The sequence below is a fragment of the Ramlibacter sp. GCM10027632 genome (assembly GCF_042675325.1).
Taxonomy (GTDB): Bacteria; Pseudomonadota; Gammaproteobacteria; order Burkholderiales; family Burkholderiaceae_C; genus Ramlibacter.
In genome coordinates, this window is record NZ_JBHTGW010000002.1 from 172,465 (window position 1) to 199,052 (window position 26,588).

The following is a 26,588-nucleotide window of genomic DNA, read 5'->3' on the forward strand; positions in this document are numbered from 1 at the left end:
GGACGCATCGCCATGAACACCGCCTACCTGCAGAAAACCTTCGGATTGGCCGGGCGCACCGCCCTGGTCACCGGCTCGGCCCGCGGCATCGGCCGCGCCATCGCCCAGGCCCTGGGCCAGGCCGGCGCGCGCGTCGTGGTCAGCGACATCGACGCCGCCGCCTGCGAGGACGCCGCGTCGCAGCTGCGCGCCCTGGGCCTGGACGCGCGCGCAGCGCCCTTCGACGTCTCCGACCTCGCCGCGGTGCAGGCCGCCCAGCGCACCCTGGCCGTGGCGGGCTGGAACGTCGACATCCTCGTGAACAACGCGGGCAACCAGAACCGCAAGCCGCTGGTGGACATGCTGCCGCAGGAGTGGCAGTCGCTGATGAACGTGCACGTGAACGGCGCCTTCCACTGCACCCAGACCTTCCTGCGCGGCATGTGCAGCCAGGGCTTCGGGCGCATCATCACCACCTCGTCGATTTCGGCCGAGGCGACCATGCCGAACATCGCGGCCTACACCACGGCCAAGGGCGCGCTGGCGGCCTTCACCCGCGCGGTGGCGGTGGAGTACGCGGCCTACGGCATCACGGCCAATGCCATCGCGCCAGGCTTCGTGCGCACCGAGTTCACCACCGGCCTGCAGACGCGCGCGGGCTTCGAGGACTTCCTGCGCCAGTCGGTCCCGGTGGGCCGGTGGGCCGTGCCGGAGGACGTGGCGCCGGCGGTCCTGTTCCTGGCCAGCGCCGGCGCCAGCTTCGTCACCGGGCAGCTGCTCGCCATCGACGGCGGCCTGCTCGCCAGCATGTGAGGCCCCGGGGGGGTGTATGCCTTTGGGCTATAGTCCGCGGCCTGACCACGACCCGTACATGACGCTGCCCGCATGAGCCTGGACTGGACGCACCGACTTCGCCTTCGCAACCTGCAGATGCTCCTGAGCCTCGCGCAGACGGGCAACATGAGCCAGTCGGCCGAGTCGCTGCACACCACGCAGCCGGGTCTGTCCAAGTGGCTCAAGGAGCTGGAGGAGGATGTCGGGCTGCCGCTGTTCGAGCGGCATGCGCGCGGGCTGCGGCCCACCACCTATGGCGCGGCCCTGATCGCGCACGCCCGGCGCATCGAGGCCCACCTGGACACCGCCCGCGACGACATGCAGCTGATGCGCGCGGGCAGCAGCGGCCTGGTCACCATCGGCTTCGCGGGCGCGTCGTCGGTGGACACCGTGCCGATGGCCGTGCTCAAGGTCAAGGACAAGCTGCCCTCGGCGCATGTGCGGATCCTGGAGAACAAGATCGACCAGCTGATGGACGCCCTGAGCAGCGGCGAGCTGGACGTGGTGGTCGGTCCCTCGGAGATGTCCACCCAGGACCCGCGCGTGCGCACCGAGGTGCTCTATGCGGAGCCGATCCACCTCGTCGCGCGCAGCCACCACCCGATCTTCGAGCGCGCCACCATCGACTGGGAGGCGGTGATGCAGTACCCGTGGGCCCTGTGGGCGCGCGGCACGCCGGTGCGCCGCGCACTCGACCGGGCGCTGGCCCTGGTGGGACAGATACCGCCGGCCAACCACGTGGAATCCAACTCCGCCACCCTCACCACCACGCTGCTCCTGCACAGCGACATGATCGGCGTGGCCTCGCAGCGCCCGGCGCTTCGCTACAGCCGGCTCAAGCTGCTCTCGGTCATCCCGCTGAACCTCGGCGTGCTCGGCTCCATCTCCATGTACTGGCGCGAAGACGCCCTGGACCGCATCGCGGTGCACACCGCGGTCGACGCGATCCGCGAGGTGGTGCGCGAGTTCTCGACGCAGGCGGCCACACCGCCCTGAGCGCCGGCGCGTCGATTGCCCGCGGGTCAGCGGCCGCGGGAAGGCGGCGGGACGACCGCCTGTTTGACTTCGCCCGCCTGGTTGATGCCACTCGCCTGGTTGATCCCTCCGGCCTGGTTGATGCTGCCCACCTGGTTCACGTCACCCATCTGGTGCCCCCGGCCCACCTGGTTCACGCCGCCAGGGCCGACGACATTCCCGTAGTTCACGCTGCCACCGAGCACGGCCGGGGTCGGCATGGGCTGGACCACGGGTGCGGGCGGAGTCCCCGAGCGCATGACCTCGGCGCCGCCAGGTACGGGGGCCTTGCCCAGTGAGTCATACATCTGCGCCATGGCCGCCGGGTTGCCCAGGTTCAGGGCCTCGACCGCGCCTTCGACCATGGCGTTGATGTCCATCGTCAGGGCGGTCCCCAGCCAGGTGGAGAGGTTGGATTGCAGCGCCGCCACCTGCTCCTTGGTGCACCGGGGCAGGTAGCGGCGCAGCCAGTCCTCGGCGAGCGCGGCGCGCTGCACCGGGTCGTGGGTGCGCATGCCCAGGGCCTTGAACTGGGCGACCACGCACATGGGCGGCGGCGGGCCGGGCCGGGCAGCCGCGCGCTTGCGCGCGGGGGCGGAGGCCGCCGGGGCGGGCGCGTCCGGCGGGGCGGAGGCTGCGGGCGCGGGCGCTGAAGCGGCTGCCGAGGCCGCCCGGGCCGGCGCTGCGGGCGCGGCAGGTGCGGGGGCCTGTGCCCGGGCCGCAGCGGCCAGCAGCAGGCCGAGGAGGAGGGCGAGGCGGTGGACCGGTCGGACGTGGCGCATGAAGGTGGATCGGCAGCAGCCGGCGAATCTTGAAGCCCCGCATCCCCGGCGCGCGGACCTCGCGCTTCGGCGCCCCCGCCGTGCCGCCGCGAAGCCCTCGCCGCCCGAGGGAAAACCCCTGCGATGCCACAGACCGGCGGGCTGGGTAATTCACGATCGAGTGCATTATTCTCCGGTCCATCGCGCACCCGCGCCCGCCTGCCCTGGAGAAACCCATGTCCCGACCCACCCCCTTCCATGCCCTCGTCACCGGCGCCACCGGCGGCATCGGCCACGGCATCTGCCGGGCGCTGATCGACCAGGCCGGGCGCGACGGCCGCGCGCTGACCCTCACCGTCACCGGCTCGCGCGCCGGCGAGAAGCTCGATGCGCTGGCCGCCGGCCTGCGTGCGCCCGGCGTGACGGTGCACGCCCTGGGCGGCGACGTCACCGACCCGGCCCGCTGCCGCTCGCTGGTCGAGGACGTCGTGGCCCTGGGCGGCGACCTGTCCGCGCTGGTGTGCGTGGCCGGCGCCTCGGCGCCGGGCAAGCTGGCCGAGATGTCCGTCGAGCAGTGGGACCAGTGCTTCCACCTGAACACCCGCTCGGTGTGGCTGATGGCGCAGGCCGCGCGGCCCAGCCTGCTGCGCACGCGCGGCAGCATCACCGCCATCGCCTCCATGACCGGCCTCCAGCCGATCCCCGGCATGGGCGCCTATTCCCCGGCCAAGGCCGCCCTGGTGATGCTGTGCCGGCAACTGGCGCAGGAATGGGGGCCTGACGGCATCCGCACCAACACCGTCTGCCCCGGCATGATCCGCACCCCGCTGACCGAGGCCGTCTACCAGGACGACGAGACCCGCGCCCGCCGCGAGGCCCTGGTGCCGGTGGGGCGCATCGGCACGCCGGCGGACATCGGCCACGCGGTGGCCTACCTCGTGAGCGAGGGCGCGTCCTACGTCAATGGCGTGGACCTGCTGGTCGACGGCGGCATCTCCGGCCACATGATGGCCATGATCCCGGGCCGGCCCGGCAAGGCCGCCGCGCCGAAGTCCTGATGGCGGCCGCCCGCAAGCCCCGTCCGCCGCAGCCGCCCGGGGAGGCCCAGGGCGAGCGGCGCCAGCGCGACGCCGAGCGCTCGCGCCGCCTGATCCTGGCGGCGGCGCGCACCCACTTCGCCGAGCAGGGCCTGTCCGGCACGCGCCTGGACGCCGTGGCCCAGGAAGTCGGGCTCGACAAGCGCCTGATCTATTACTACTTCGGCAGCAAGGAGCGGCTCTTCGTCGAGGTGCTGGTCGACGCCATCGCCGACATCCGCCGCGAGGAGATCCGCCTGAACCTGCAGGACATGGACCCGGTGGACGCGGTGCGCACCCTGATCCGCTTCTCCTGGGACTACTACCTGCGCCATCCCGAATTCCTGCGCCTGATCAACACCGAGAACCTGCACCAGGCGCGGCACCTGGCCCAGTCCGACAACATCGGCCGCATCAACGAGCCGCTGGTGGAGTCGCTCGCCGCCATCCTCGAGCGCGGGCGCGCCGCCGGCGTCTTCCGCGGCGGGGTGGACCCGCTGCAGCTGTACATCAGCATCGTCGGCCTGACCTACTACTACGTCTCCAACCGCCACACCCTGGCCCTGATGTTCAAGCGCGACCTGATGACGCCGCGCGCGCTGGCGGAGCGCCTGTCCCACGTGACCGACGTGATCCTGGGCTACCTCCTGATGCACTGACGCCCCAGGGTCTGTCAGCGAATTCCCCGGGCCCAGGGAATTCGCTGACAGACCCTAGGGTCACCCCGAATGTTATTCACTGGGTCGTGAAATAGACTGGCCCGGCCGTCAGCGGTCGCCGGGCCTGCGCCTGCGCCGTCGAGACCGGCCGAACGATCAACAGGAGACGCCCCATGTCCATCGCCATGAACCGCCGCGCCCTCGTCCAAGCAGGTGCCGCACTCGCCGCCACGAGCCTGGTCCCCGCCGCCTTCGCGCAGGCGAGGATTCCGCTGACTTTCTCGGAGACGATGACCGACCAGGACGTCCGCGCCAAGCTGCTGGTCGAGAAGTTCGGCCCCGCCCTCGGCCCGGACTTCGAGTTCAAGCCGTACTTCGGCGCGACCCTGTTCAAGCAGGGCACCGAGATCGTCGCGATGCAGCGGGGCAACCTCGACATGGGCGCGCTGTCGGTCTCGGACATCCAGCGGCAAATCCCTGAATGGGGAATTGTGGGCGCCCCCTACGTCCTGCGCGACCTGGCCCACATGCAGAAGACCTTCGCCAGCGACGTCGGCAAGGAGCTGTTCAAGATGTCCGAGGACAAGATGGGCATCAAGATGCTCTCGGTCTTCTACATCGGCACGCGCCATGTGAGCCTCAAGCCCAAGAAGAAGATCAACAAGCCCGCCGACCTGGCCGGCATCAAGCTGCGCATGCCCGCCGGCGAGGGCTGGCAGTTCATCGGCACGGCGCTGGGCGCCAACCCGGTGCCGGTGGCCTTCACCGAGGTCTACACCGCGCTGCAAAGCGGCGCCATCGACGCCCAGGACAACCCGCTGCCGCTCACGCGCACGATGAAGTTCTACGAGGTCCTGAGCCAGTACGTGCTGACCAGCCACCTGGTGAACTTCAACATCCTGTCCATCCGCAAGTCCAAGTGGGACACGCTGAGCGCCGCCCAGAAGCAGCGCCTGCAGGCGGCCGCCGACGACGTGGCCGCAGCCATCACCGCGCAGATGGTCAAGGAGGAACAGGAGCTGGTCGCCTTCATGAAGTCCCAGGGCCTGGACGTCTACGCCCCCGACACCAAGGCCTTCCGCGACCACGCGATCGAGATCATCAAGAAGTCCAAGTACCTCGCCGAGTGGAAGCCCGGCATGCTGGACCGCATCAGCGCGCTCTGATGCCCGCCCGCGGCGGCGTCCCGGCAGGCGCGCCGCCGCGCCTTCCCGCTGATCCCGAGGGGGTTTCATGCTTGCTGCAATGAGCCGGGCGGGGCGCTGGTCCCTGGCCCGGTCGGAGAACGTCGCCGCCTTCCTGATGGCGACGATGATGGTGTCGTTCCTGTACCAGGTGACGGCGCGCTACGTGTTCAACGCGTCGACGCCCTGGGCCGAGGAGATCTGCGTCATCGCCTGGATCTGGTCGGTGCTCTGGTGCTCGGCCCTCGTGGCCAGGCCGGAGGACGACATCCGCATCGACCTGATCACCGTCGCCGTGCCGCCGCTGGCGCGCCGGGTGATCGAGGGGGGCTGCGCCGTGGCGGTGATCGTGCTGTTCGTGATCGGCCTGCCCGGCGCCTGGAACTACATCACCTTCATGCGCGTGGAGACCACCGCCGCCCTGGGCTGGCGCTTCAACTGGGTCTTCGCGGTCTACATGCTGTTCTCGCTGGCCGTGATCGTGCGACAGGCCATCGTGCTGTGGCAGGCCGTCACCGGCAGCGCGGCGCAACGCTTCCTGGAGGGCCGGGAGGCCGCCGAACTATGAGCTTCATCCAAAGCCCGTTCGGGCTCACCGTCCTGATCATCTTCGGCCTGAGCATGCTCGGCGCGCCCATCGGGCTGGCGATGATCGGCGCCTCCATCTTCTACCTGTTCGCCGTGGGCCAGGACATCGGCATCGCCGCGGAGCAATTGCTGCAGGGCCTGTACGGCAGCTACACCCTGCTGGCGATCCCGCTGTTCATCGTGGCCGCCAACTTCATGTCGGTCGGCGCCCTGAGCGACCGCCTCATGGACTTCTGCAATGCGCTGGTGGGCCGCTTCCGCGGCGGCCTGGGCCACGTGAACGTGATCTCCAGCCTGATCTTCGCCGGCATGTCCGGCTCCGCGGTGGCCGATGCGGTGGGCGTGGGCAAGCTCACCATCGAGATGATGGTCAAGGGCGGGCGCTACACCCACAGCTACGCCGCGGCCATCACCGCCGCGACCGCGGTGATCGGGCCCATCATCCCGCCTTCCATTCCCATGGTGCTGTATGCGCTGGTGTCGGACGCCTCGATCGGCTACCTGTTCCTGGCCGGCGTGATCCCCGGCCTGGTGATGACGGTGGTGATGTCCGGCGTGAACTGGTACATGGCGGTCAAGCACGGCTTCCCGGTGGAGAAGCCGGTCCCCCTGCGCGAGCTGCCGAAGATCACCTGGCACGCGCTGCCGGCGCTGATGATGCCGGTGGTGCTCCTGGGCGGCATCTACGGCGGCGTGATGACGCCGACCGAGGCGGCCGCCGTCGCCGCCGCCTACGCGCTGGTGATCTCCTGGCTCCTGTACAAGTCGGTGACCCTGCGCGCCACCTACGCGTCGCTGATCGCGAGCGCCCGCAACACCGCCTCGGTGGGCATCCTGATCGCCGGGGCGCTGGTGTTCAACTACGTGGTGACGGTCGAGAACATCCCGATGGCGATCAAGGCCTGGCTGGACACCTTCCAGCTCACGCGCGGCGAGTTCCTGCTGATGGTGAACCTGCTGCTGCTGGGACTGGGCTGCCTGCTGGACGCCAGCACCGTGCTGCTGGTGATCGTGCCGATCCTGATCCCCACGGCCCAGGCCCTGGGCGTGGACATGGTGCACTTCGGCCTGGTGGTGGTGATGAACCTCATGATCGGACTGATCACGCCGCCGTACGGGCTGCTGCTGTTCATCGTGGCCAACATCACCAAGGCCCCCTTCAAGTCCATCGTGCGCGACACGATGCCCTTCATCTACGTGCTGGTCGCGGCGCTGGCGGTGCTCACCGCCTTCCCCGACCTGGTGCTCTGGCTGCCGCGCCTGTTCGGCTACAAGGGATAACGAGCTTCCATGAACCATTACGACGTCAAGGGCCGCGTCGCCGTCATCACCGGCGGCGCCGGCGGCCTGGGCCGCGCGATCGCCCAGCGGCTGCTCGAAGGCGGCGCGACCGTCTGCATCTGGGACCTGGCCGCGCCCGCGGCGCAGCCGGGCCTGCATTTCCTGCAGGTCGACGTGACCCGCGAGGACTCGGTGCGCGAGGCCGTGCGGCGCACGCAGTCCGAGGTCGGGCCGATCGACATCCTGGTGAATTCGGCAGGCATCACCGGCCCGGTGCTGCCGGTGGCCGAGTACTCGCTGGAGGCGTGGCAGCGGGTGATGGCGATCAACCTCACCGGCACCTTCCTGTGCTGCCGCGAGGTGGTGCCGCAGATGCAGGCGCGCAACCGCGGCCGCATCGTGAACATGGCCTCGATCGCCGGCAAGGAGGGCAACGCGGGGCAGTCGGCGTATTCGGCGGCCAAGGCCGGCGTGATCGCGCTGACCAAGTCGCTGGGCAAGGAGCTGGCCGCCACCGCCATCCGCGTGAACTGCATCGCGCCGGCGATGGTGGCCACCGACCTGCTCGACCAGATGACGCCCGAGAAGCGCCGCGAGAACCTGGCCCGCATCCCCATGGGCCGCGCCGGCGAGCCGGCCGAGATCGGCGCGCTCGCAGCCTGGCTGGCCAGCGACGACTGCTCCTTCTGCACCGGCGCGGTGTTCGACGCCTCTGGCGGCCGCGCCACCTACTGATGCCGGCCATGACCGAGACCACCAGGGCGCGCATCGCCGTGATCGGCGCCGGCCTGATCGGCCGCGAGCACGTGGCGCTGCTGCGCCGCCACCCCGGCGCCGAGCTGGCCGCCATCGCCGACGTCACGCCCGAGGGCGAGGCCCTGGCGCGCGAGTGCGGCGTGGCCTGCCACGCCGATTACCGCCGCATGCTGCGCGAGGTGCCGCTGGACGGCGCCATCATTGCCCTGCCCAACCAGCTGCACCTGGAGGCCGGCCTGGCCTGCATCGAGCACGGCGTGGCCATGCTGATGGAAAAGCCGGTGGCCGACACGCTGGCCTCGGCGCTGGCCCTGGCGCAGGCGGTGGAGGCCGGCGGCGTGCCGCTCCTGGTGGGCCACCAGCGCCGCCACAGCCCCGACATCGTCGCCGCCCACCGCGCCATCACCCAGGGCGAGCTCGGCCCGCTGGTGACCGTCAACGGCATGTGGTGGATGCACAAGAACGAGCGCTACTTCGATGCCGAGTGGCGCCGCCGCCCCGGCGGGGGACCGTTGCTGATCAACCTGATCCACGACATCGACTGCCTGCGCTTCCTGTGCGGCGAGGTGGAGACGGTGCAGGCCAGCGTGTCCAGCCATGCGCGCGGCTTCGCGGTGGAGGACACCGCGGCGGTGATCCTGCGCTTCGCCAACGGCGCCCTGGGCACCTTCAGCCTGAGCGACGCCGTGCCCTCGCCCTACACCTGGGACGGCAGCTCCGGCCAGGCGCTGTACTTCCCCTCGCAGCGCGAGAACTGCTATTTCATCGGCGGTCGCCGCGCCTCGCTGGCCGTGCCCACGCTGGCGCGCTGGCAGCACGAGGGCGAGGGCCGCTGGCAGGACCCGCTGGTGTGCCATCAGGTGCAGCGCGAGGTGGCCAGCGCCTACGAGCGCCAGCTCACGCACTTCCTGGCGGTGGCCGCGCGCCGCGCGCCGCCCGTGGTCAGCGCGCGCGACGGCATGCGCACGCTGGCGACGATCCACGCGATCCAGCAGGCCGCCGCGAGCGGGGCGCCGGTGCGGGTGGACGAGGTCATCGCCGAGGCGTCAGGCGAGGTCGCATGATCCCCGCGATCGACATGTACTGCTACCACCGGTACTTCGGCGAGGTCTACCCCGGCCTCGAGGAGGACCCGGGCCGGCGTTTCACCGTGGACGACGTGCTGGCGCGCGTGCAGGCGCTGGGCCTGGGCGGCGTGTCCCTGGAGTCCTGTTTCTTCGCCGACACCGGCGCGCCGGCGGTGGCGGCGCTGCGCCGCAAGCTGGATGACGCGGGCCTGCAGCGGGTGTGGGCCTGGGGCCACCCGGGCGGCCTGCAGTCCGGCGCCGACCCGCAGGCGCTGGCCGACCTGGTGCGCCACATCGGCGTGGCCCGTGACCTCGGCGCGCGGGTCATGCGCATCTGCTGCGGCGGCCGACGCACCCGCCCCGACGACTGGGACACGCACCGCCGGCAGCTGCTGCCGATGCTGCGCGAGGCCGCGCAGGAGGGCGAGCGCCATGGCGTGGTGCTGGCCATCGAGAACCACATCGACCTGCTGGCCGACGAGCTCGTCGAGCTGCTCGAGACGGTGGCCTCGCCCGCGCTGGGCGTTTGCCTGGACACGGCCAACAACCTGCGCATGCTGGAAGACCCGGTGGAGGTGGCGCGCAAGCTCGCGCCCTGGGCCCGCGCCACCCACGTGAAGGACGTGGCGGCGTACCGCGGCAACCCGCGCACCTTCGCCTTCTGGCCCAGCGTGCCGCTGGGGCAGGGGCTGGTCGACCTCCCGACGGTCCTCGGCCTGCTGCACGAGGCGGGCTACGACGGCCTGCTGGCGCTGGAGATCGACTACCTGCACCCCCACCACCACCGCGCGCCCGGCGATGACGAGCGCGCCATCGCGGCGAGCATCGGCTACCTGCGCGGCTTGCTGGGAGAACAGCATGATTGACCTGTCCGGCCAGCGCGTGCTGTGCGTGGGCGGCAGCTCCGGCATCGGCCGGGCCACCGCGCAGCTGGCCCTGCAACTCGGCGCCGACGTGACCCTGGCCTCGCGTTCACCCGCGAAGCTGGCGGCGGCGCGCGAGGCCCTGGGCGGCGGCGCGCGCACCGCCGTTCTCGACGTGACCGACGATGCCGCGGTCGAGGCCTTCTTCGCCGAGGGCACCCCCTGGGACCATGTCGTCGTGACCGGCTCGGACGTGCGCATCGCGCCGGTGCGCGAGCTGCCGCTGGCCCAGGCCCTGGCGTCGTTCGACAGCAAGTTCTGGGGCTTCTACCGCGTCGCGCGCAGCGCCCGCCTGCGGCCCGGCGGCTCGCTCGGCGTGGTCGCCGGCTTCCTGGCCACGCGGCCCGCGCCCGGGCGCGCCCTCATGGGCGCCATCAACGGCGCGCTGGAGAGCCTGGTGCGCGGCCTCGCGCTCGAGCTCAAGCCGGTGCGCGTCAACGCGGTCTCCCCCGCGATGGTGCGCACCGAGATGTGGGCCGGCCTGCCCGAGGCCGCCCGCGCCGAGGCCTTCGCGCGTGCCGCCGCCGCGTACCCGGCGGGGTGCGTCGGCGAGCCCGCGGACATCGCCCGCCAGCTGCTGCTGCTGGCGGCCACCCCCTATGCCACCGGCGTCGTCGTCACCCTGGACGGCGGCGCCTCCATCGGCTGAACCCTGCGAGGACTTCCATGGCTTCCACGATCTACCTGCTCAATGGTCCCAACCTGAACCGCCTGGGCAAGCGCGAACCCCACATCTACGGCAACCAGAGCCTGGACCAGGTGCGCGAGCGCTGCGAGGCCAAGGCCCGTTCGCTCGGCCTGGAGCTGGTGTTCCGCCAGACCAACTTCGAGGGCGCGCTGGTCGAGAGCGTGCACGAGGCCTGCGACGGCAAGGCCGACGGCATCATCATCAATCCCGCGGGCCTGACCTTTTCCTCCGTCGTGCTGATGGACGCCCTCAAGATGTTCGACGGCCCCAAGGTCGAACTGCACATCTCGAACGTGCATGCGCGCGAGGCGGTCTACCACCACTCGCTGATGTCCCCCGTGGTGACCGCGGTGATGGCCGGCTTCGGCACGGACGGCTACACGATGTCGCTGGAGTGGATGGCGCGCCGGTTGGACAAGGCCAGCGCCTGAGCCGCCTGGAGCGCGGCCTCCTGCCGCTGCCGCAGGGCGGCGAGCTGCGCCTCGTGGTCCGAGTCCAGCCAGGCCTCCGGGTCGTCCCGGCGCAGCGACCGCTGCCGGTGCGACAGCCGCTCGATCGCGTCGTCGGCCTGCGCCAGGTCGGCCACCGCGCGGGCCACGCGCGGCCCCAGCGGACCCGCGCAGGCCTGGGCCCGGCGCAGCGCCGCGGCGACCGAGGCGCGTTCGACCGCGCCGCCCAGCCCGCTGCGCTGGGCCGCCAGCCACAGCGCGTACAGCCGCAGCGCCGAGAGCAGGCCGCGCGCCTGCGCCTCGCGCCGCGCGTGCTGGCCGACCCGCGCCACCAGCCAGGCGCTCAGCCCCGCGGCCAGCAGCAGGCCCAGCCCCATCCAGGCCAGGTGGTAGGCGAGTCCGGTCATGGCGGGCGGGTCCATGGTGCCCCGGGGCCTCAGTGCCAGCCGGCCAGCCCGGCCCAGCGGCGCGCCAGCCGCGCGAAGGCGCCGCGGCTGCCGGGCGCGAAGTGGGCCGCCTGCGCCGTGAGCGTGTGGAAGTTGCGCGCGATGCGGCGCGCCAGCATCGTGCGCTGGGCCGGGCCGGCCGCCTGCGGGTAGGCCTTCATCAGCGAGAAGGTGGCGCGCCACAGGTCGCGGCAGGCGTGGGCCAGGGGGTCGTCGGTCGCGGGCACGGGGCGTTCCTCTCCGGGGGGCGGGGTGGGGCGCATCCTAGGCAGCCCCGCGAGGCCGGCCGTGTCAGCGCGCGGCGCGGCCGCCCCGCGCCCGCTCCTACAGCCGTCAGCGCCCGGGGCGGCCGGCGGCGGACGCGCCCTCGGCCCGCGCGGCCTGCGCCCGCTGGTGGCGCTTCTTGCCTGCGGCGCGCGCCTCCTCGCTGGTGAATTCGTGGGCATGGCCGCTCTGGTGTGCCGCACGGCCGCCCAGGCTGGCGATCTCGCGCTGGCGCTTGGGGTCCATGGCGGCGAACCCGCGCAGCCCGCGGCGCGCGGGCAGGGCATCGCCGGCTGGGGCGTGGGAGTCGGGCAGGGTCATGGCGTGGCTCCTTTCAGGGTCGGACGACGGTGTCCCGCCCCGTCCATGGCAACGGGCGTGCCCGCGAGGCCGCCGTCCGGCGCGCCGGGCCCTCAGAGCCCGTAGTCCTTCAGCCGGTTGTAGAGGGTCTTCAGGCTCACCCCCAGCGCGGCGGCCGTGCGCTCGCGGTGGTGGCCGTGGTGCGCCAGCGTCGCCAGGATCACCTGCCGCTCCACCGCGGCCAGCGGCATGCCCAGGGCCACCGCCAGCGTGCCGGCCTGTGCGGCCGGGGCCTGCGCGGGCGGGTCGCGCGGCAGCCAGTCCTCGCCGATCACGTCGCCGGCGGCCATGACCCAGGCGCGCTGCAGCACGTTGCGCAGCTCGCGCACGTTGCCGGGCCAGCGGTACTGCGCCAAGCGGGCCAGCACCTGCGGCGTGGCCTGGCGCAGCGCGCCCTCGCGCTCGCCGATCTGGCGCAGGAAATGCGCCGCCAGCAGCGGGAGGTCGTCGGCGCGCTCGCGCAGCGGCGGCATCTCGATGGGGAAGACGTTCAGCCGGTACAGCAGGTCCTCGCGCAGCGCCCCCTCGGCCACCGCGCGCTCGAGGTCCCGGTTGCTGGCGGCGACCAGGCGCACGTCGGCCTCCTGCGCCGCGGTCGATCCCACGCGCATGAAGGTGCCCGACTCCAGCACCCGCAGCAGCTTGACCTGCAGCGCGGTGGGCATCTCGGTGATCTCGTCGAGGAACAGGGTGCCGCCGTGCGCGCGCTCGAAGAAGCCCTGGTGCTGGCGCTCCGCGCCGGTGAAGCTGCCCCGCTCGTGGCCGAAGATCTCGCTCTCGATCAGGTGCGGCGAGATCGCGCCGCAGTTCACCGCCAGGAACGGCTTGCCCGCGCGCCGGCTCATGTCGTGCACGGTGCGCGCCACCAGCTCCTTGCCGGTGCCGCTCTCGCCGGTGACCAGCACCGTGACCGAGGTGCCCGCCACCCGCGCGACCTGCGCGTAGACGCGGCGCATGCACTCGCTGCGCCCCACCAGGTGGCCGAAGCGGCCGGTGCGCGCCAGGTCCTCGCCGACGGCGCGCTGCGCCGCCCGGGCCTGCGCCTCGCGCTGCGCGGGGCGCAGCAGCCGCGCGAGGCTGCCCTGCAGCGCGCCGGCGCTGACCGGCTTGATCAGGTAGTCCACCGCGCGATGCCGCAGCGCGGCGATCGAGGATTCGAGGCTGGCATGGCCCGTCATGAACACGACCTCGGCGTGGCCGCGCAGGTCGTCCTCGTCCTCCAGCAGGGCCAGGCCGTTGCCATCGGGCAGGCGCAGGTCCAGCAGCAGCAGGTCGGGCTGGTGCAGCGCCATCTGCCGGCGCGCGTCGAGCAGCGAGGGCGCGGTGGCGGCGGACCAGCCCAGGCCGCCAACCAGGGTGGCGACCATGCGGGCGGCGTCGGCGTCGTCCTCGACGATCAGGGCGTGGTCCATCGGGTGCTGCGAGCGGGCTCAGTCGGGGTCGGCCTCGCCCGGGGGGGCGCTGATCATCCAGGCCAGGCGGCGGGCCTGGCGGGCGATGACGCGCCGCGCCTCGCCCGCTGCGGCGCTGTGCGGGGGCGCGGCCTGCAGGACCTCGGCCGCCGCCAGCAGCGCGCCCAGCGGCCCGCGCAGGGCGTGGCGCCAGCGCGCCAGGGCCGGGTCGCGCATGTCGCCGGCCGGGGCCGGGGGCGTGGTCGGGTTCATGCTCCCAGACTACTTCGCACGGGCTGGAATGAGGCACGGGGGCAACCGCCTGTAACCCCGGCCTTGCGGCAAGGACTACCGGTCCGGCGCGCCAGCCGCCGCGGCAGGCACGCCCTGCCGCCGCGCGGCCGTCCCGCGGGTGTGACGCAGGTCCGCGCCGCGCCCGGCGGTGCGGTCACGGCGGGTCTCAGGTGTGAGCAGGCGTGGGGCGCGCGGCCGCGCGGCACGCCGGTTGCGTGGCATGGGGATGCCTGGCCCGATCCTGCCGACCCCGTCGCCTGCGGCACCTGCTCTGCTTGCGTCACTTGCGTCACTTGCGTCACTTGCGTCACTTGCGTCACTTGCGTCACTTGCGTCGATGGCGTCGATGGCGTCGATGGCGTCGATGGCGCGTCCCGCGCCGCGCCCGGAGGCGCCGTGAACCCGTCGCTCGCCCTGCATGCCGCGCCGGCGCTGGCGACCACGCTGTCGCCGCGCCTGCAGCGCGCGGTGCGCCTGCTGCAGATGTCGTCGCAGGACTACGCCCAGGTGCTGCGCCAGCAGCTGGACACCAACCCCTTCCTGGAGCCGCTCGACGGGTTCGGCCCCGGCGAGGCCTTCGAGCCGCTCGACGATCCCCGCGACGACGGCCCGCCCGAGGACGGCTGGGGCGCCGAGCCGCTGCCGCAGGCGCGCGGCGAGCCTGGCGGGGGCCTGCTGGAGACGCTGCAGGCCCCCGCCACGCTGGCCGAGCACCTGTGCGGTCAGTTGCGGCTGCTGCCCCTGCCGCCGCGCGACCGCGCGCTCGCCCTGGCGCTCGCCCATGCGGTGGACGACGACGGCTACCTGCGCATGGCGCTGCCCGAGGCGGCTGCGCCGCTGGCGCTGCGGCCGCCGCCCGACGACAGCGAGCTGGCCATCGCATTGCGCCGGGTGCAGGCGCTGGATCCGGCCGGCGTGGGCGCGCGCGGCGTGGCCGAGTGCCTGCTGCTGCAGCTCGCGCCGGCGCCGCTGCCCGCGCCGCTGCGCGCGCTGGCCATGGCCATCGTCGCCGGCCACCTGGGCGCGCTGGCGGGGCGCGACATCGCCACCCTGGCGCGGCGCCTGCGCGCGCCGCGGGCGCAGGTGGAGGCCGCGGTGCAGGCGATCCGCCGGCTCGACCCGCGGCCCGGCTGGCGCCAGGGCGGGGCGCAGGCGTCCCATGTCACGCCCGACGTGGTGGTGCGCCGCCGGCAGGGCCAGTGGGTGGCCTCGCTCAACCCCGCGGTGGTGCCGCGCGTGCGCGTGAACGACCGCTACGCCGACCTGTTCGCGCGCCACCGCGCGGCCTGCGGCGGCGAGCTCGGCGCGCAGCTGCAGGAGGCGCGCTGGACGGTGCGCAACGTGGACCAGCGCTTCGCCACCATCCTCGCGGTGGCCCGCGCCATCGTGCAGCGCCAGCACCGCTTCCTGGCCTACGGGCCGATGGCGATGAAGCCGCTGGCGCTGCGCGAGATCGCCCAGGCGGTCGGGGTGCACGAGTCCACCGTCTCGCGCGTGAGCCACCAAAAGTTCATGGCCACGCCCGGCGGGCTGTTCGAGCTGAAGTACTTCTTCTCGCGCGGCCTGGCCACCGCCGGCGGCGGCGCCTGCTCGCCGACCGCCATCCGCGGGCTGATCCGCGAGCTCGTGGCCGCCGAGCCGCGCGAGGCCCCGCTGTCCGACGTGGCCCTGGCCCAGGCCCTGGAGCGCCAGGGCCTGCAGGTGGCGCGGCGCACCGTCACCAAGTACCGCCAGCAGATGCGCATCGAGCCCGCGGACAGGCGCTACTCATCCATTCGATAGACTAGGCGGGATTGCATCCCCCTCCATGACGCCCGTCCACCCTGCAGTGACCTATACGCCGACCGAGACCCAGTGGGTCGATGCCGAGCTGGTGCGCAACCTGATCCGCATCGCGCGCAACACCCAGCTGGCGACGTGGCTGATCATCCCGGTCTACGTGGGGGTGCTGTGGGGCGAGGCCCACGGGGCGGCCCTGGCGGCCTGGACGGTGGCCGCGGTGGCCGTGGCGATGGCGCGGATGCTGGTGATGCGGCACTACAGCCTGCGCATCCCGGGCGACGACCCGGTGGCGCAGCTGGCCTACTTCAACCGCTGGCGCCATGTGTGGTCGGTCAGCGCCTTCTCCTGGGCCTCGGTGGCGCTGCTGTTCTTCGACAGCACCAGCCTGGCGACGCAGTTCATGTGCTGGCTGATGATGGCCGGCATCGCGATGTTCGCGGTCAACAGCCTGTCCGGCCACCTGCGCTGCGCGCGTGCCTACGTGGACACGCTCATGGCCACCACCGTGTTCATCCTGGCCTGGCGCGTGGGCGTGGACGTGCCCATGGGCAGTCCCTACATCCACTACTGGCTGATCGGCCTGATGCTGATCTTCTGGCAGGTGCTGCGCCAGGCGGCGCGCCGCCTGCACCAGGGCAGCCGGCGCAACTTCGAGCTGCAGTACCGCAACAGCCAGCTGATCGAGTCGCTCACCCGCCAGACGCAGGCGGCGCTGGACGCGGTGGAAATCAAGAACCGCTTCCTGGCCAGCGCGACGCACGACATCCGCCAGCCGGTGCACGCCCTGGGCCTCTACGCCGACTGGCTGGCCAGCGAGCCGGAGCTGGTGCACGAGATCGCGCCCAAGATCCTCGAGTCGACCAAGGCGGTGAACGCGCTGTTCGATTCGCTGTTCGACCTGGTGCGGCTGGACTCCGGCAAGATCCGCCTGAACCTCACCGAGGTCCGGCTGGACCAGCTGCTGCGCGAAATGGAGGTGCAGTACCGCCCGCTGGCCGAGGCCAAGGGCCTGGAGTTCCGGGTGCGCACCGCGGGCGGGGTGGTGCAGTCCGACGCGATCCTGCTGCGCCGGATCGTCGGCAACCTGGTCTCGAACGCGATCAAGTACACGCCCGAGGGCAGCGTGCTGCTGGCGGTGCGCCATGCCTGGGGCGCGCCGCGCATCGAGGTGTGGGACACCGGGGTGGGCATCGCTCAGTCGCACCAGCGCGACGTGTTCCGGGAGTTCTACAAGGTGCCGGTGCATGCCGGCACGGAAGACGGCTTCGGCCTGGGCCTGTACATCGTGGCCCGGCTCTCGCACATCCTTGGCCACCCGGTCGACCTGGCCTCGCGGCCGGGCCGGGGCACGGTATTCCGGCTGGAGATGAAGCCCAGCGACCCGGACCAGGCGTTCGCCCGGGCCGCGTCTATGGATCAGCTGGCCAGGAGGCCGTGAACGCGGGCGTAGTGGATGGTCTGGGTGCGGCTCTTCACGCCCAGGCGGCGGAACAGGCGCCACAGGTGGACCTTCACCGTGTGCTCGGAGATGCCGAGTTCGTCGGCGATCTCGCGGTTGGACAGGCCGCGGTCCAGCATGACGATGAGCTGCTTCTGGCGCTTGGACAGCTTGTTGTCCGTGGGCGCGAGCTCCTCGAACTGGCCGTCGGCGGCCAGCAGGGCGCGCAGCGCGTTGCCGATCTCGCCGGCGCCGGACGACTTCTCGATGTAGATGTCGGCGCCGGCGTCGATGCAGATCTCCTCGGCATCGGAGGCGGGCGAGGCCGACAGCACGGCCAGGGGCGTGCCGGGGAACAGGTTCTTGATCTCGTGCACGCCCGAGGTGCCGGTGGTGTCGGGCAGCTTCAGGTCCAGGCAGATCAGGTCGGGCGCGCCGTGCTGGCGCACCGCGGCATCGAGGCCGCCCATGCGGTCGAGCTCGACCACGTTGGCTCCCGGACGCAGGCGGCGCAGCAGCATGACCACGGCCTCCCGCATCAGCGGGTGATCGTCGATCACGAATAGATTCATCGGGGAGGTGGGTTTCTGGGCCTGCATGGGTAACGGAACGTAAAGGATGACCTGCGTCCGGCTTTATAGCAGAGCTGGATTAAGCCGGCTCGTTAAATAGCGATAGCGCTGCCTTAACCTCGTCCCGCGTCACGCCCTCGCAACAATCCACCAGGCCTTCCAGGCCGGGCAATCCCTCGGCCTTGAGACGGGCCACCAGCTGGCCGGCGTCCCGGGGCGAGGCGAAGCCGCGGCTTTGCAGCAGCGTGCGGCCGCCCGGCTCGACCAGCTTGAAATAGTGCTGGCCGTCGGCCTCGCGGTACTGCTTGAACACCGGCAGCGCGGCCTTCTCCTGCTTTTTCGCGGGGGCGGCGGCCTGGCTGGCCAGGTTGCGCAGCCCCACGGCCTGGCGCACCCGGGCCAGCAGCGGCGTGGCCAGGGCGCGGGCCTTGCGGGCGCCCTCCTGCAGGATGCGCTCGACCTCGGCTGGGTGGGCGATCAGCTCCTGGTAGCGCGCGCGCATCGGCGCGATCTCGCGGTCGATGCGTTCGAACAGGAGTTGCTTGGCGTCGCCCCAGGCAATACCTTCGGCGTACAGCTTTCGCAGCGCCTCGGTTTCCTCGGGCGTGGCGAAGGCCTGGTAGATCTGGAAGAGGGCCGAGCCCTCGGTCTGCTTGGGCTCGCCCGGCGCGCGCGAGTCGGTGACGATGCCGGCGATCTGCTTGCGAATCACCTCCGGCGGCGCGAACAGGGCGATGGTGTTGTCGTAGCTCTTGCTCATCTTCCGGCCGTCGAGGCCGGGCAGGGTGGCGACCGACTCGTCCACCACGGCTTCGGGCAGGGTGAAGTGTTCGCCGTAGAGGTGGTTGAAGCTGGAGGCCATGTCGCGCGCCATCTCGATGTGCTGGACCTGGTCGCGGCCCACCGGCACCTGGTGCGCATTGAAGATCACGATGTCGGCGGCCATGAGCACCGGGTACATGAACAGGCCGGCGGTGACGTCGGCGTCGGGGTCCTTCCCGTCGGCGCTGTTCTTGTCCACCGAGGCCTTGTAGGCGTGGGCCCGATTGAGCAGGCCCTTGCCGGTGACGCAGGTCAGGAACCAGGTCAGCTCGGGGATCTCGGGGATGTCGGACTGGCGATAGAAGAAGACCTTGTCCGGGTCCAGGCCGGCGGCGATCCAGCAGGCGGCGATCTCCAGCGTGGAACGCTGGATGCGGGCCGGCTCGTCGCACTTGATCAGGGCGTGGTAGTCGGCCAGGAAGTAGAAGTTCTCGGTGCCGGGGCGGCGGCTGGCCTGCACGGCGGGGCGGATGGCGCCCACGTAGTTGCCCAGGTGGGGCGTGCCGGTGGTGGTGATGCCGGTGAGGTAGCGGACGGGAGCGGTCATGCGCGGCGAAGAGGTCAGGGAAGCAGGGCGTGCAGCGGCGCCAGCAGCAGGTTCAGGGCGGAATAGCCCAGGGCGATCAGGGGGCGCAGCCACAGCGAGCCGACCACGCCGACCACCACCAGGGCCATCACGATGAAGAAGCCCCAGGGTTCCAGGCGGGCGACGGCCACGGCCGGCCGCCGCGGCAGCAGGCCCACCAGGATGCGGCCGCCGTCCAGGGGCGGCAGCGGAAACAGGTTGAAGGCCCACATCACCAGGTTCACCAGCACGCCGGCGCGGCACATCTCGACGAAGAAGGGCTCGTCGATGCCGGCGGCCGCCATCAGCGTGAAGCCCACCGCCCACAGGATCGCCTGCGCGAAGTTGGCGGCGGGCCCGGCCAGGGCCACCCAGATCATGTCCCGCTTGGGGCGGCGCAGGCGGCTGAAGTCCACCGGCACCGGGCGCGCGTAGCCGAAAAGGAAGGCGCCCGCGGTGGCGAAATACAGCAGCAGCGGCATCAGGATGGTGCCGACCGGGTCGATGTGGGGCAGGGGGTTGAGCGTGACCCGCCCCATCTGCGTGGCGGTGGGGTCGCCGAACAGGCGGGCGGCGTAGCCGTGGGCGGCCTCGTGCACGGTGATGGCGAACAGCACCGGCAGGGCGTAGACCAGGACTTTCTGGACGAGGGCGTTGAAATCCACGGGGTGGATTGTCTCAGAGCGGTCCGTGACCCCTGCGCCGGCTCAGAGACCGAGCAGGGCGACGTCGCCGCGGCCCTCGCGCAGGACCACCGCCTCCCCGCCGTCGCCCATGGGGGTGAGGTCGACCACGGTGGTGGGCTGGGAGGGGCAGGCGCCGGCGTCGATCACCGCGGCGACCGGGTGCTCGAAGCGCTCGCGGATCTCGTGGGCGTCGTTCAGGGGCAGGTCCTCGCCGGGCGGGATCAGCGTGGTCGCCAGCAGCGGCGCGCCGTGCAGCGCCAGCAGCGCCTGCAGCGCGGTGTGCTCGGGCACCCGCAGGCCGATGGTCTTGCGCTGGGGGTGGCTCACGCGCCGCGGCACTTCCTTCGTGGCCTCGAGGATGAAGGTGAAGGCGCCGGGCGTGGCGGCCTTGAGCAGGCGGTACTGGCGGTTGTCCACCCGGGCGTAGCTGGCCAGCTCGCTCAGGTCCCGGCACAGGAGCGTCAGGTGGTGCTTCTCGTCCACCCCGCGGATCTGGCGCAGGCGGTCCACCGCGGACTTGTCGTCCAGGTGGCAGACCAGGGCGTAGCTGGAATCGGTGGGCACGGCGACCACGCCGCCGCGTTCGAGCAGGGCCACGGCCTGCTTCAGCAGCCGCGCCTGCGGGTTGTCGGGATGGACTTCGAAGTACTGGGCCATGGAAGGAATGCCTGGATGCCGTGATTGTCCGCGCTCGCGGCGGGTCAGGCCCGGCGCTGCTCGAACACCGTCAGCGCCGCGCCGCCCACGCCGCACAGCGCGATCAGCGCCATCCCCAGCAAGGACCAGCCGTCCGGCACATGGTCGAACAGGATCCAGCCGGCCGCCATGGCGAAGGCGATCTGCGCGTACATGGTGGGCATCAGCGCGGCCGCCGGCGCCCGCTGGTAGGCCAGGATCAGGAGCAGGTGGCCGACCGCGGCCAGCACGCCCATGAGGGCGATCAGCCCCCACATCGCCGGCGAGACCGCGGCGCCCCAGACCCAGGGCAGCAGCGGCATCACCACCAGCGCCCCGACCCAGCTGGTGTACAGGTGCATGGTCAGCGGGTTCTCGGTGCGGGCCATGCGGCTCGTGATCAGCTGGAAGGCGGTGTTGGCCGCGATGTGCACCAGCGGCAGCAGCATCGCCAGCGTGAAGGCCTCGCCGCCCGGCCGCAGGATCACCAGCGTGCCGGTGAAGCCGCCGGCCACCAGGCTCCAGCGCAGGGGCGAGACATGCTCCTTGAAGAACAGGCCGGCCATCAGCGTGATCACCAGCGGCGCGACCAGCACGATGGCGGTGAACTCGCCGACCGGCATGTAGTGCATGGCGACGAACAGGATCACCGTGGTCGTCGCCAGCAGCAGGCCGCGCACCAGGTGCATCAGCGGCGCGCGGGTGCGCAGGATGCCGGGGCCGCCCATGGGCAGCACGAAGGCGGTGGTCAGCACGGCCTGCACCAGGTAGCGGGCCCACACGGCCAGCAGCGTCGGCACGCCGGCGAGCATCACCACCTTGGAGGTGGAGTCCATCGAGGCGAAGAACACGGTGGCCGCCAGGCACATCGTGATGCCCGCCACCACGCGCCCCGGGCGGGTGCCGGTGCGTATCACTGGACGCGGTCCGCCAGCAGCTCCCACACCGGCGTGAGGCCGCCGGGCAGCCAGGGCAGCTGGCCCAGGTCGGTGTGGCTTTCGCCGGGGCTGTGGAAGTCGCTGCCGCGGGAGGCGGCGAGCTCGAACTCGCGCGCCATGTCGGCGTACTTCACGTATTCGGCGGCGGTGTGGCTGCCGGTGACCACTTCGACGCCGCGCCCGCCATGGGCCTTGAATTCGGAGAAGAAGGCGTATTCCTCGTTGGCGCTGAAGTCGTAGCGGGCCGGGTGGGCGATCACCGCGATGCCGCCGGCAGCGGTGATCCAGCCCACCGCGTCGGCCAGCTTCGCCCAGCGGTGCGGCACGAAGCCGGGCTTGCCCTCGGTGAGGTAGCGGCGGAACACCTCGCCGGTGTCGCGGCACACGCCGGCCTCCACGAGGAAGCGGGCGAAGTGGGTGCGCGAGACCAGCTCGGGGTTGCCCACGTACTTGAGGGCGCCCTCGTAGGCGCCCTGGATGCCCACCTGCGCCAGCTGCTGCGACATCTCCTGCGCGCGCTCGCCGCGGCCGCCGCGGGTGGCGGCCAGGCCCTGGCGCAGGGCGGCGTCGTCGGCGTCGAAGCCCAGGCCGACGATGTGCACGGTCTGGCCGGCGAAGGTCACCGAGATCTCGGTGCCGGTGAGGTACTTCATGCCGGCGTCGCGGGCGGCGGCGAGGGCGCGGTGCTGGCCGCCGACCTCGTCATGGTCGGTCAGCGACCACAGCTCGACGCCGTTGGCGGCCGCGCGCTGCGCCAGCGCCTCCGGGGTGAGGGTGCCGTCGGAGACGACGGAGTGGCAGTGCAGGTCGGCGTTGAGGATGGACACGTTGCGATTTTAGTTTGCGTCCGCTGGCGCGCCGTGGAGCGTGCCGGCGTCGATGTCGAGGTCCTGCCGCACCCGGGCGGCGCAGTCCAGCGCGAGGCGCAGGCCCTGCACGCTGCGCTCCAGCGCCAGCGAGGGCTCGCCCTGCTGCGGCAGCCACGGCAGGTGCATGAAGCCCCCGCGCGTGGCGGCCAGTCGCGGCTGCGCCAGCCGGTGCATCAGGCCGTAGAAGACGTGGTTGCAGACGAAGGTGCCGGCGCTCAGGGACACCTCGGCGGGCAGGCCGGCGGCGCGCAGCGCCTCGCGCATGGCCTTGACCGGCAGGGTGGCGAAGTAGGCCGCGGGCGCGCCGGGCACCACCGGCCGGTCGATCGGGCGGGCGCCGGCGTTGTCCGGGATGCGCGCGTCGTCGAGGTTGAGGGCCACCCGCTCCAGGCAGAGGGCGGCGCGCCCGCCGGCCTGGCCGCAGGCCAGCACCAGCGCCGGCCGATGCGCCTCGAGCAGGGCGTCCAGCCGCGCCAGCGAGGCGCCGAAGGCCGTCGGCAGCACCGCCGACACCACCTGGAGGCCCGCCACGCGCTCGCCGTCCAGGGCCCTGACGGCCTGCGCGCTCGGGTTCAGCGCCTGCCCGTCGAACGGCTCGAACCCGGTCAGCAGGATGCGCGGCAAGGTGGACATCGGGTCACTCTACCGCAGGCCCGCGCCCAGGTCCGGACCGCGGGGGCTTGCCTACTATTGATGAGTTGGCTGTAATTCACGAAACGAATTGATTCAGGACCCCATGCCCCACCTTCCCCTGACGCTCCGAAGCCTGGCCCTGGCCTGTGCGGTGGTGGCCGGCCCGGCCGGCGCGGCCGAGGGCTTCCAGGTGCGCTACAACCTGGCCGGCACCCTGGGCGGCGAGCTGTTCGCCCCGGTCGACCTGCGGGGCGTGGCGGTCGGCCTGGTGCGCTCCGATGCGCGGCTGGACAAGATCACCGGCCCGGACGGCGGCGTGGTCCGGCTGAACGTGCCAGGCGGCACCCTGCCGGCGCCGGCGGCGCAGAACCCCACCTTCCCGGCCACCTCGCCGCAGGTGGACACGACCGGCGAACTCACCCAGTACAACCTGCTGCTGGCGCGCATCACGCCCGCCGAGCGCGGCGACGAGCGCTGGGTGGTGGGCCTGAACCTGCCCTACGCGGCGCGCAAGGCCCAGAAGAGCCGGGTCTCCGGGCCGACCCCGGCGCTGAGCTTCCAGCCCACGGTCGGTCCCGCCCTGCGCGCCGGGGCCGGCGCCACGTTCAACACCCTGTACCAGGGCCAGCTCGCGGCGCTGGGGACGGCCGAGTCGACCGCCGTCGAGGGCGTGGGCGACGTGGAGCTGCAATTCGGCTGGATGCGCCGCACCGAGCCCCTGCGCCTGCAGGCCGGCGCCTCGCTGGTGGTGCCCACCGGCCGCTTCGACCCTGCCGCCGGCACCGATGTCAGCCTGGGCAAGTTCTACACGCTGCGCCCGGTCGTCCAGGCGGTGTGGCTGCCGTCGCCCGAGGTCTCGCTGGGCGGGCGCATGACCTACGGGATCAGCAACCGCAATGACGACACCGGCGTGCGCGGCGGCAACTGGCTGAGCCTGGAGGGCGCCGCCGGCGGCCTCACCCGCTGGGGTGCGTTGGGGCTGCAGGGCATCCACGTGCAGCAGGTGCAGGACGACAGCGGCAGTCCCCGGGGCGGCAACCGCCTGCGGGCCTCGCACCTGGGCGTGTTCTATTCGGCCCAGATCCCGGTGATCGAGACCGGCCTGAGCGTGAACTACATGGCCACCACCGACTCGCGCAACGCCCGCCACGGGCGCTACCTGCAGGTGCGCCTCGCCCGGCTCTTCTGAGCCCGCGGCGCCCCGGCCGGCCGGGGTGGCTTGATATTCGTCAAATTGACTTGTTGCGCTGCCGCAACCGGCGGTGGCGGGGTTGACCTGCGTCAATTCGTGGGGTCGGGCGACTTTTACAGTCGATTCGACCAGGGGTTTTCCCTTGGCCCATCGGAAACTGGAGAAACCCAAGATGAAAAAGACCTCTGTCCTCCTCGCCCTCGCCGCCCTCGGCTTCGCCGGCCATGCCCTGGCCCAGCAGAGCCCCTGGCTGGTCCGCGCCCGCGCCGTGCACCTGAACATGGCCGACAAGTCGGAGGCCATTCCCGCCCTGGGCGTCGGTGCCGACCAGATCACGGTCAACAACAAGACCATCCCCGAGGTGGACATCACCTACTTCGTGACCCCGAACATCGCCGCCGAGCTGGTCCTGACCATCCCGCAGAAGCAGACGGTGAGCATCGCCGGCACCGACGTGGGCACCTTCAAGCACCTGCCGCCCACGCTGACCGTGCAGTACCACTTCAGCCCGGCCGCCCAGGTCAGCCCCTACCTCGGCGCCGGCGTGAACTACACCCGCATCAGCAGCGTCAAGCTGCTGGGCGGCGCCGGCGACCTGGAGAACCAGTCCTTCGGCCTGGCCGTGCAGGCGGGCGTGGACTACAAGCTGGACAAGAACTGGTCCCTGAACCTCGACCTGAAGAAGGTCCAGATCCGCTCCGACGTGTTCGCCGGCGGCTCCAAGGTCAGCGCCGTCAAGCTGGACCCGTGGCTGCTGGGCGTGGGCGTGGGCTACCGCTTCTAAGCCGCAAGCGCATCCCTTCCAGGGTGCGGGGGGCGGGTCGGCAGACCCGCCCCTTTTTCCTGTCCTGCCCCCGCCCGCCCCCCAGATGCGACAATCCGGGGTTGAGATGACTGCTCCCTATTCCTCCCTCTCGCTGGCCGAGCCCCTGAAGCGTGCCGTGGCCGACATGGGCTACGAGAACATGACGCCCATCCAGGCCCAGGCCATCCCGGTGGTCCTGACCGGCAAGGACGTCATGGGCGCCGCCCAGACCGGCACCGGCAAGACCGCTGCCTTCTCGCTGCCCCTGCTGCAACGCCTGCTCAAGCACGAGAACACGTCCACCTCCCCGGCCCGCCACCCCGTGCGTGCCCTGGTGCTGCTGCCCACCCGCGAGCTGGCCGACCAGGTCGCCCAGCAGATCAAGCTCTACGCCAAGTACACGAACCTGCGCAGCGCCGTGGTGTTCGGCGGCATGGACATGAAGCCCCAGACGCTGGAGCTGAAGAAGGGCGTCGAGGTGCTGGTCGCCACGCCCGGCCGCCTGCTGGACCACATCGAGGCCAAGAACGCGGTGCTCAACCAGGTCGAGTACGTGGTGCTCGACGAGGCCGACCGCATGCTGGACATCGGCTTCCTGCCCGACCTGCAGCGCATCCTGTCCTACCTGCCCAAGCAGCGCACCACGCTGCTGTTCTCGGCCACCTTCTCGCCCGAGATCAAGCGCCTGGCCGGCAGCTACCTGAACGACCCGGTCACCATCGAGGTGGCCCGCCCGAACGAGACCGCCTCCACCGTCGAACAGCACTTCTACAGCGTGCTCGACGACGACAAGCGCCGCGCCCTGACCCAGATCGTGCGCCAGCGCGAGGTGCGCCAGGCCTTCGTCTTCGTCAACTCCAAGCTCGGCTGCGCCCGCCTGGCGCGCTCGCTGGAGCGTGACGGCTTCAAGACCACCGCCCTGCACGGCGACAAGAGCCAGGACGAGCGCCTGAAGGCGCTGGCCGCCTTCAAGGCCGGCGAGGTCCAGCTGCTGGTGGCCACCGACGTCGCCGCCCGCGGCCTGGACATCAAGGACGTGCCGGCGGTGTTCAACTTCGACATCCCTTTCAACCCCGAGGACTACGTGCACCGCATCGGCCGCACCGGCCGCGCCGGCGCCTCGGGCCTGGCGGTGAGCTTCGTCTCGGGCAGCGACGGCCGACTCGTCGCCGACCTCGAGAAGCTGCTGAAGAAGAAGCTGGACCTCGAGGCCGTCGAGTTCGAGGAAGACCGCCCGCGCGGCCGCATCAACGATGGCCGCCGCACCTGGCGTGACCGTGATGAGCGGGACCCCCGCGAGCCGCGCGCCGCGCAGGAGCGCCCGCGCGAGCCCCGCGCGCCGCGCCCGCCCGCCGCGCCGCGCGACCCGTTCTTCGACCGGCCCTACGAGGCCACCGCCCCCGCCGAGGCGGCCGCGCCCGCCTGGGAGACGGCCGCCAAGCCGGCGACCAGCCGCGTCTCGTCCAACATCAAGACCAAGCGCAAGGTCGCGGCCCTGTTCAAGGCCGCAGCGCCCGCGACGCCGGCCGCCTGAGCCGCCGCCGGCATGCCGGCCGCCTGGCCGGCGCGCCGGCCCTCGCTGCAGCCCGGCGTGCCG

The 26,588-nt window shown here is 72.0% G+C and carries 30 protein-coding genes; 17 read left to right on the forward strand and 13 right to left on the reverse strand.

Annotation, left to right across the window (positions count from 1 at the left end; translation table 11 throughout):
- Positions 1–12 precede the first annotated feature (12 nt).
- Together ACFQZY_RS04195 and ACFQZY_RS04200 are read left to right on the forward strand one after the other, a co-directional pair.
- Positions 13–792 (forward strand): SDR family NAD(P)-dependent oxidoreductase, encoded by a 780-nt coding sequence (locus ACFQZY_RS04195; RefSeq protein ID WP_377413014.1) that lies wholly within the window; start codon positions 13–15, stop codon positions 790–792.
- A gap of 78 nt (positions 793–870) precedes the next feature.
- Positions 871–1,809 carry a LysR substrate-binding domain-containing protein gene (locus ACFQZY_RS04200; RefSeq protein WP_377413884.1) on the forward strand — a complete coding sequence of 313 codons (939 nt, stop codon included), beginning with the start codon at positions 871–873 and terminating at the stop codon, positions 1,807–1,809.
- A 26-nt stretch (positions 1,810–1,835) separates the two neighbouring features.
- On the opposite strand, the gene ACFQZY_RS04205 is transcribed toward ACFQZY_RS04200, so the two are convergent.
- Positions 1,836–2,609, reverse strand: coding sequence for a hypothetical protein (locus ACFQZY_RS04205; RefSeq protein ID WP_377413017.1), 774 nt, complete (start codon positions 2,607–2,609; stop codon positions 1,836–1,838).
- A 215-nt stretch (positions 2,610–2,824) separates the two neighbouring features.
- On the opposite strand from ACFQZY_RS04205, the gene ACFQZY_RS04210 reads away from it, so the two are divergent.
- The 10 genes from ACFQZY_RS04210 (at position 2,825) to ACFQZY_RS04255 (ending at position 11,241) form a co-directional block, all read left to right on the forward strand.
- Positions 2,825–3,646: an SDR family NAD(P)-dependent oxidoreductase gene (locus ACFQZY_RS04210; protein WP_377413021.1), complete on the forward strand. Its 822-nt coding sequence runs from the start codon at positions 2,825–2,827 to the stop codon at positions 3,644–3,646.
- Positions 3,646–4,323: a TetR/AcrR family transcriptional regulator gene (locus ACFQZY_RS04215; RefSeq protein WP_377413024.1), complete on the forward strand. Its 678-nt coding sequence runs from the start codon at positions 3,646–3,648 to the stop codon at positions 4,321–4,323. Before ACFQZY_RS04210 ends, ACFQZY_RS04215 begins: the two co-directional genes overlap by 1 nt.
- A gap of 173 nt (positions 4,324–4,496) precedes the next feature.
- A complete protein-coding gene (dctP, locus tag ACFQZY_RS04220) occupies positions 4,497–5,489 on the forward strand; it encodes a TRAP transporter substrate-binding protein DctP (RefSeq protein WP_377413027.1) in 993 nt (330 codons plus the stop codon).
- A gap of 67 nt (positions 5,490–5,556) precedes the next feature.
- Entirely contained in the window at positions 5,557–6,075 is a 519-nt protein-coding gene (locus ACFQZY_RS04225; protein ID WP_377413030.1) for a TRAP transporter small permease, read from the forward strand.
- Positions 6,072–7,376, forward strand: coding sequence for a TRAP transporter large permease (locus ACFQZY_RS04230; RefSeq protein ID WP_377413033.1), 1,305 nt, complete (start codon positions 6,072–6,074; stop codon positions 7,374–7,376). The genes ACFQZY_RS04225 and ACFQZY_RS04230 overlap by 4 nt, the downstream gene beginning before the upstream one ends.
- Before the next feature lie 9 nt (positions 7,377–7,385).
- A complete protein-coding gene (locus ACFQZY_RS04235) occupies positions 7,386–8,111 on the forward strand; it encodes an SDR family NAD(P)-dependent oxidoreductase (RefSeq protein WP_377413036.1) in 726 nt (241 codons plus the stop codon).
- 8 nt (positions 8,112–8,119) lie between these two features.
- The gene (locus ACFQZY_RS04240) at positions 8,120–9,196 is read left to right on the forward strand and encodes a Gfo/Idh/MocA family protein (RefSeq protein WP_377413039.1); all 1,077 of its coding nucleotides are present in this window, start codon (positions 8,120–8,122) and stop codon (positions 9,194–9,196) included.
- Positions 9,193–10,065, forward strand: a complete 873-nt coding sequence (locus tag ACFQZY_RS04245; protein ID WP_377413042.1) for a sugar phosphate isomerase/epimerase family protein — start codon at positions 9,193–9,195, stop codon at positions 10,063–10,065. Before ACFQZY_RS04240 ends, ACFQZY_RS04245 begins: the two co-directional genes overlap by 4 nt.
- Positions 10,058–10,771 (forward strand): SDR family oxidoreductase, encoded by a 714-nt coding sequence (locus ACFQZY_RS04250; RefSeq protein ID WP_377413045.1) that lies wholly within the window; start codon positions 10,058–10,060, stop codon positions 10,769–10,771. The genes ACFQZY_RS04245 and ACFQZY_RS04250 overlap by 8 nt, the downstream gene beginning before the upstream one ends.
- 17 nt (positions 10,772–10,788) lie before the next feature.
- Positions 10,789–11,241, forward strand: coding sequence for a type II 3-dehydroquinate dehydratase (locus ACFQZY_RS04255; RefSeq protein ID WP_377413048.1), 453 nt, complete (start codon positions 10,789–10,791; stop codon positions 11,239–11,241).
- Here the strand turns inward: ACFQZY_RS04255 and ACFQZY_RS04260 are convergent.
- From ACFQZY_RS04260 to ACFQZY_RS04280, 5 genes are all read right to left on the reverse strand, one after another.
- Positions 11,187–11,666, reverse strand: coding sequence for a hypothetical protein (locus ACFQZY_RS04260; protein WP_377413051.1), 480 nt, complete (start codon positions 11,664–11,666; stop codon positions 11,187–11,189). The genes ACFQZY_RS04255 and ACFQZY_RS04260 overlap by 55 nt on opposite strands.
- Before the next feature lie 29 nt (positions 11,667–11,695).
- A complete protein-coding gene (locus ACFQZY_RS04265) occupies positions 11,696–11,932 on the reverse strand; it encodes a hypothetical protein (RefSeq protein ID WP_377413055.1) in 237 nt (78 codons plus the stop codon).
- A gap of 106 nt (positions 11,933–12,038) precedes the next feature.
- Positions 12,039–12,290: a KGG domain-containing protein gene (locus ACFQZY_RS04270; protein WP_377413058.1), complete on the reverse strand. Its 252-nt coding sequence runs from the start codon at positions 12,288–12,290 to the stop codon at positions 12,039–12,041.
- 92 nt (positions 12,291–12,382) lie between these two features.
- Positions 12,383–13,741 (reverse strand): sigma 54-interacting transcriptional regulator, encoded by a 1,359-nt coding sequence (locus ACFQZY_RS04275; RefSeq protein ID WP_377413061.1) that lies wholly within the window; start codon positions 13,739–13,741, stop codon positions 12,383–12,385.
- 18 nt (positions 13,742–13,759) lie between these two features.
- Positions 13,760–13,993 carry a hypothetical protein gene (locus ACFQZY_RS04280; protein WP_377413064.1) on the reverse strand — a complete coding sequence of 78 codons (234 nt, stop codon included), beginning with the start codon at positions 13,991–13,993 and terminating at the stop codon, positions 13,760–13,762.
- A gap of 417 nt (positions 13,994–14,410) precedes the next feature.
- Here ACFQZY_RS04280 and rpoN point away from each other — a divergent pair, with 417 nt between their 5' ends.
- Both rpoN and ACFQZY_RS04290 read left to right on the forward strand, forming a co-directional pair.
- On the forward strand, positions 14,411–15,796 hold the full coding sequence (gene rpoN / locus ACFQZY_RS04285; protein WP_377413067.1) for an RNA polymerase factor sigma-54: 1,386 nt from the start codon (positions 14,411–14,413) through the stop codon (positions 15,794–15,796).
- Between the two features lie 46 nt (positions 15,797–15,842).
- Positions 15,843–17,234 carry a sensor histidine kinase gene (locus tag ACFQZY_RS04290; protein WP_377413070.1) on the forward strand — a complete coding sequence of 464 codons (1,392 nt, stop codon included), beginning with the start codon at positions 15,843–15,845 and terminating at the stop codon, positions 17,232–17,234.
- Here the strand turns inward: ACFQZY_RS04290 and ACFQZY_RS04295 are convergent.
- The 7 genes from ACFQZY_RS04295 to pcp all read right to left on the reverse strand — a co-directional run bounded on the left by ACFQZY_RS04295 (position 17,213) and on the right by pcp (position 22,985).
- Positions 17,213–17,806 carry a LuxR C-terminal-related transcriptional regulator gene (locus ACFQZY_RS04295; protein ID WP_377413073.1) on the reverse strand — a complete coding sequence of 198 codons (594 nt, stop codon included), beginning with the start codon at positions 17,804–17,806 and terminating at the stop codon, positions 17,213–17,215. The two genes, ACFQZY_RS04290 and ACFQZY_RS04295, sit on opposite strands and share 22 nt — an antisense overlap.
- 79 nt (positions 17,807–17,885) lie before the next feature.
- The gene (locus ACFQZY_RS04300; protein WP_377413076.1) at positions 17,886–19,175 is read right to left on the reverse strand and encodes a tryptophan--tRNA ligase; all 1,290 of its coding nucleotides are present in this window, start codon (positions 19,173–19,175) and stop codon (positions 17,886–17,888) included.
- 14 nt (positions 19,176–19,189) lie between these two features.
- Positions 19,190–19,858, reverse strand: a complete 669-nt coding sequence (locus ACFQZY_RS04305) for a site-2 protease family protein (protein WP_377413078.1) — start codon at positions 19,856–19,858, stop codon at positions 19,190–19,192.
- A gap of 42 nt (positions 19,859–19,900) precedes the next feature.
- Complete coding sequence (locus ACFQZY_RS04310; RefSeq protein WP_377413081.1) at positions 19,901–20,536, reverse strand: L-threonylcarbamoyladenylate synthase; 636 nt, start codon at positions 20,534–20,536, stop codon at positions 19,901–19,903.
- A gap of 44 nt (positions 20,537–20,580) precedes the next feature.
- Positions 20,581–21,471, reverse strand: coding sequence for a DMT family transporter (locus tag ACFQZY_RS04315; RefSeq protein WP_377413083.1), 891 nt, complete (start codon positions 21,469–21,471; stop codon positions 20,581–20,583).
- A complete protein-coding gene (locus ACFQZY_RS04320) occupies positions 21,468–22,319 on the reverse strand; it encodes a 3',5'-nucleoside bisphosphate phosphatase (RefSeq protein WP_377413087.1) in 852 nt (283 codons plus the stop codon). Before ACFQZY_RS04320 ends, ACFQZY_RS04315 begins: the two co-directional genes overlap by 4 nt.
- Positions 22,320–22,328: 9 nt before the next feature.
- Complete coding sequence (pcp, locus tag ACFQZY_RS04325) at positions 22,329–22,985, reverse strand: pyroglutamyl-peptidase I (protein ID WP_377413886.1); 657 nt, start codon at positions 22,983–22,985, stop codon at positions 22,329–22,331.
- A 112-nt stretch (positions 22,986–23,097) separates the two neighbouring features.
- On the opposite strand from pcp, the gene ACFQZY_RS04330 reads away from it, so the two are divergent.
- The 3 genes from ACFQZY_RS04330 to ACFQZY_RS04340 all read left to right on the forward strand — a co-directional run bounded on the left by ACFQZY_RS04330 (position 23,098) and on the right by ACFQZY_RS04340 (position 26,525).
- The gene (locus ACFQZY_RS04330) at positions 23,098–24,183 is read left to right on the forward strand and encodes a transporter (RefSeq protein WP_377413090.1); all 1,086 of its coding nucleotides are present in this window, start codon (positions 23,098–23,100) and stop codon (positions 24,181–24,183) included.
- 175 nt (positions 24,184–24,358) lie between these two features.
- On the forward strand, positions 24,359–24,970 hold the full coding sequence (locus ACFQZY_RS04335) for an OmpW family protein (protein ID WP_377413094.1): 612 nt from the start codon (positions 24,359–24,361) through the stop codon (positions 24,968–24,970).
- 106 nt (positions 24,971–25,076) lie between these two features.
- Positions 25,077–26,525, forward strand: coding sequence for a DEAD/DEAH box helicase (locus ACFQZY_RS04340; RefSeq protein ID WP_377413097.1), 1,449 nt, complete (start codon positions 25,077–25,079; stop codon positions 26,523–26,525).
- The last annotated feature ends 63 nt before the right edge of the window (positions 26,526–26,588 follow it).